The organism is Nostoc sp. ChiVER01 (genome assembly GCF_034531155.1).
Taxonomy (GTDB): Bacteria; Cyanobacteriota; Cyanobacteriia; order Cyanobacteriales; family Nostocaceae; genus Nostoc.
Genome location: NZ_JAVRBS010000066.1, coordinates 1 through 3,731, shown reverse-complemented (window position 1 = coordinate 3,731; position 3,731 = coordinate 1). Strand labels below are relative to the sequence as shown.

Below are 3,731 nucleotides of genomic sequence, written 5' to 3'. Positions count from 1 at the left end.
TCTAACTCGTGACGGGAGCGTTTTCAGTCGTGACAGAAGTGGTCTAACTCGTGACGGGAGTGGTTTCAATCGTGACAGAAGTGGTCTAACTCGTGACGGGAGCGTTTTCAGTCGTGACAGAAGTGGTCTAACTCGTGACAGAAGTGGTTTCACTCGTGACCGGAGTAATCTCATTTTTGCTTTTTTACATTATTAATTAAATTCTGAAAATAAATACCGAAAAATTACTGATATGACCTGAAAATTTTATAAGCAAAAACTGCGAGTTTTGCTGAACTGAAACGCAGTTTAATTAAGCCAAGCTAGCTATAGCAGCATCTTAAAGGACTAATTTTATGTCTCGTCAAAAACGCACATCCCGCATTCTAGAAAAAGCTCAGTTAAGGTCGGCTGGACTGAAATCGATTGTTCCAAACATCAAATTTGATGAAAATTATAATCTGGAAAAACTGATTGAGTCAATTGAGCAGTTACGCAAAAAACTTGATGTTTATAATACTGCTCTGTCTGTAGTTGACTCTTCTAAAACTGAAATTGAAGAGATGGAAAAAAACTTGAGTCAGCTTTCCGAAAAAATGCTGATGGTGGTTGCGATCAAATACGGCAAAGACAGCCGTGAATATGAGATGGCGGGTGGTGTTCGCAATAGCGATCGCATCCGTAAAATCAGATCGAGCCGCTTAAAAAATGTTGCAGAACAAACATCAGAAGAAAATGCTAAAACTGCATAAATCCTCTTAAAACAAAAGCCTTGAGCAACTTGTCTGGCAAATTGGGCGTTAGCACGCTAGCAAAATCAGCACATAATACAATAGCTAGCGTCCATCAAAAGCCACTCATGCCGCAAAATAATCAAACTGCCGTCGAATTCCGCGATGTTACCTTTAGCCGCAATCATCGCTCATTGGTGTCAAATCTCAATTTCACCATCCGCCAAGGAGAAGCACTGGTATTACTTGGGCGCAGTGGTAGCGGCAAAACCACCACAATGAAGTTAATTAATCGCTTATTTACACCTACACAAGGTGAAGTTTTATTTGATGGTATTCCCACAACTCAATGGGATGAAATTAAACTGCGGCGAAAAATTGGTTACGTCATTCAAGAAATTGGTTTATTTCCCCATTTCACTGTTGAACGCAATGTGGGTTTAGTCCCGGCTTTGGAAGGTTGGCAACCGAAACAAATAAAAACGCGGGTTTATGAATTATTGCAATTAGTAGGCTTAGAACCAGCACAATTCGCCGGACGTTACCCGAACGAACTTTCGGGAGGACAAAGGCAAAGAGTCGGTGTAGCTAGGGCTTTAGCGGCAGATCCGCCAGTGTTGTTGATGGATGAACCCTTTGGCGCACTCGATCCAATTACGCGCTTAGAACTGCAACAAGAGTTTCGGCATTTGCAGCAAGAGTTAGGCAAAACAGTTGTGTTTGTTACCCACGATATTCAAGAAGCATTTGTTTTAGCATCAAGAATTGGTTTAATGTATGGCGGAGAATTGGTAGTATTGGGGACGACAGATGAATTTAGGCGATCGCAACATCCAGAAAGCCTTGCCTTTCTCCAATGTCTGCATACCTTGCAAGATAATCTATGAAAAATTTCTTCCTCGTTAAGTATGCTCCAGAAATCCTTCAGCATACTCTAGAACACTTGTTTTTGGTAGGCATAGCAATTGGAATTGCTATCCTTGTAGGCATTCCATTAGGTATTTTAATTACACGTAAAACTTATCTTCGCCAACCAATTCTCGGTATAGCAAATATCTTCCAAACTATTCCTAGTTTGGCACTATTTGGCTTGCTCATTCCTGTTCCGATAATTGGCGGGATTGGTGCAGTACCAGCAATTGTTGCCCTGATTGTATATTCGTTGCTGCCGATAATTCGTAACACTTACACAGGCATTACTGGTGTAGATCCAGCTATTAGAGAAGCTGGTAAAGGCATGGGGATGACAGATAGACAATTGTTGTTACAAGTTGAGATCCCCTTAGCACTGGGAGTAATTTTAGCAGGGGTGCGTGTAGCAACGGTAATTGCCATTGGTATTGCAACTATTGCAGCAGCAATTGGTGCTGGCGGTTTGGGAGTATTTATTTTTCGTGGTATATCAGTCGTGAACGATCAGTTAATTTTAGCTGGTGCAGTTCCGGCGGCGGCAATTGCATTACTAGCTGACTTTGCAATTGGCTGGATGGAAAATAAGTTAAAAATTAAAAGTTAATGAAAAAAATTATAGCATTGTGCTTTTTAACTTTTGCTTTGTTATTGGGAATCACTAGCTGTACACCAAATTCAAATAATAGTAGCAGTGGCAACATTATCGTTGCTTCCAAAGATTTTACTGAACAAGATATTTTAGGTGAACTGTTAGCACAACAAATTGAGGCGACAACTAATTTAAAAGTAGCTCGTCGTCCCCGTTTGGGTGGTTCTTTTGTTTGTCATAGTGCAATTACTGCTGGCAAAATTGACGCATATATTGAGTATACAGGCACAGCTTTTACGGGAATTTTAAAGCAAAAAGCAGTTAATGATCCGAAAGAAGTTTATGAAAGGTTAAAACAAGCATATTCCCAGCAATTTAATCTGGAAGTGATGCCAAGCTTAGGTTTTGAAAACACTTTTGCGATGATTGTCCGGGGTGATGATGCCAAGCGTTACAACATTCAAACTCTCTCTGAAGCTACTCAATATACACCGCAGTGGCGCGGGGGTTTTGGCTATGAGTTTTTAGAACGGGAAGATGGTTTTCCTGGATTAGCAAAAGCTTACGATTTGCATTTTGCCAAACCTCCCCAAATTATGGACTTGGGTTTGATATATCGTGCTTTGATTCAAAAACAAGTAGATATGGTGGCGGGTAATTCTACTGACGGACAGATTGCTCGCTTGGGTTTAGTTGTCTTAAAAGATGATAAACATTATTTTCCACCTTACGAAACTGTACCAATTGTTCGACAAGAAATATTAAAAAAATATCCTGAATTAAAAAATGCGATCGCTTCACTTGCCGGAAAGATTTCAGCAGATGAAATGCGGCAATTAAATTATTTAGTTGAAGGGGAATTACGTGATATTAAAGATGTTGTGCAGGAGTTTCGCAAATCGAAGGGATTAAAATAATTTGTAATTAATTAAGGGTTAACGCAACAGCCCCTACTATAGCAATCCTATTTGAGTTGTGAAAAATATAGATTAAGAAACGAACCGCCAAGGACGCCAAGGACGCCAAGGAAGGAAAGAAATAAAGAGAGATATAATTTTCACGAATGATTTAGGACTGCTATAGTAGTTTGGCAAGTTTAAATTGATGGGTAAGTAATATTAAGTTCGTAGTAAGGACTTTAGTCCTTATCCTTCTAATATGGCGGTTATCAGTTGAGTGCAATATAGACCAATACGCTTGGCTTTTAAGACAATCGCTACGATTATAGTTGTTGCATAGATGCGGGAATCATAACTAATTAGGCGGACATGATATCACTAAAAATTATGAAACAGAGGTAAACCCTGAAAGGGTTGCTATATCTAAGTTTTTTAATTGCGAATACTAGACTTCTTGCATAAGTCGGGAAAAGGGGAAGGGGAAAAAGTTCTGTATTGTCCTTTTCCCTTTCTTGCAAAAAGCACTTTTGCAAGAGGTCTACTGATGAACTCACTTGATCTGCCTAAGAGGATGTTTGAAAAGTAATGATTCATGTATCACATATTTTTTACCCCACCCTA

General features: G+C 39.5%; 5 protein-coding genes. All 5 read left to right on the top strand.

Annotated elements, in window-relative coordinates; genetic code table 11:
• Window positions 1–196, top strand: a 196-nt coding sequence (locus RMY00_RS35935; protein WP_322652117.1) for a hypothetical protein, incomplete at its 5' end; no start/stop codon positions are given.
• Between the two features lie 139 nt (window positions 197–335).
• Complete coding sequence (locus RMY00_RS35930) at window positions 336–731, top strand: hypothetical protein (RefSeq protein ID WP_322652116.1); 396 nt, start codon at window positions 336–338, stop codon at window positions 729–731.
• Between the two features lie 107 nt (window positions 732–838).
• Window positions 839–1,597: an ATP-binding cassette domain-containing protein gene (locus RMY00_RS35925; protein ID WP_322652121.1), complete on the top strand. Its 759-nt coding sequence runs from the start codon at window positions 839–841 to the stop codon at window positions 1,595–1,597.
• The gene (locus RMY00_RS35920) at window positions 1,594–2,226 is read left to right on the top strand and encodes an ABC transporter permease (RefSeq protein WP_322652115.1); all 633 of its coding nucleotides are present in this window, start codon (window positions 1,594–1,596) and stop codon (window positions 2,224–2,226) included. The genes RMY00_RS35925 and RMY00_RS35920 overlap by 4 nt, the downstream gene beginning before the upstream one ends.
• Window positions 2,226–3,128, top strand: coding sequence for a glycine betaine ABC transporter substrate-binding protein (locus tag RMY00_RS35915; RefSeq protein WP_322652114.1), 903 nt, complete (start codon window positions 2,226–2,228; stop codon window positions 3,126–3,128). The genes RMY00_RS35920 and RMY00_RS35915 overlap by 1 nt, the downstream gene beginning before the upstream one ends.
• The last annotated feature ends 603 nt before the right edge of the window (window positions 3,129–3,731 follow it).

What these genes read in the sequence shown, in the direction of transcription:
- RMY00_RS35925 (WP_322652121.1), top strand. Translation starts at nt 839, where the DNA reads ATGCCGCAAAATAATCAAACTGCCGTCGAATTCCGCGATGTTACCTTT.
- RMY00_RS35920 (WP_322652115.1), top strand. Translation starts at nt 1,594, where the DNA reads ATGAAAAATTTCTTCCTCGTTAAGTATGCTCCAGAAATCCTTCAGCAT.
- RMY00_RS35915 (WP_322652114.1), top strand. Translation starts at nt 2,226, where the DNA reads ATGAAAAAAATTATAGCATTGTGCTTTTTAACTTTTGCTTTGTTATTG.
- RMY00_RS35930 (WP_322652116.1), top strand. Translation starts at nt 336, where the DNA reads ATGTCTCGTCAAAAACGCACATCCCGCATTCTAGAAAAAGCTCAGTTA.